General features: G+C 64.9%; 1 protein-coding gene. It reads right to left on the bottom strand.

The window, feature by feature from the left end; genetic code table 11:
* Positions 1–279, bottom strand: a 279-nt coding sequence (locus SB772_RS40200; RefSeq protein ID WP_410838543.1) for a GntR family transcriptional regulator, incomplete at both ends; no start/stop codon positions are given.

Here is a 279-nt window from a genome sequence, read left to right as displayed (position 1 = left end):
CGGCGAAGCGGTCGAACGGAAGCCAGATTTCTTCCGCGAGCATCGGCACGCCGTCTATCAACCGAAGACGCGACATCTGAATGACCTTGGCGCCATTCGGAATCTGCAAGGTCGCGGCGACTGCCGACGGCGCCTCCACGACCTCGCGGCGCAGGATGCGGCTCTCGGGAATGCGCCGCTCGCCCTGCCGGGTCTGGAATCTGAAGAACCTGAAGAGAGAACTGTCGAAGCTCGCGCGGCGCACAAACGTTCCGCGCCCCTGGAACCGCTCCAGCAGCC

This window comes from Paraburkholderia sp. SIMBA_030, from assembly GCF_046535245.1.
Taxonomy (GTDB): Bacteria; Pseudomonadota; Gammaproteobacteria; order Burkholderiales; family Burkholderiaceae; genus Paraburkholderia.
The sequence above is the reverse complement of the archived record's forward strand: the minus strand, read 5'-3'. Positions and strand labels throughout refer to the sequence as shown.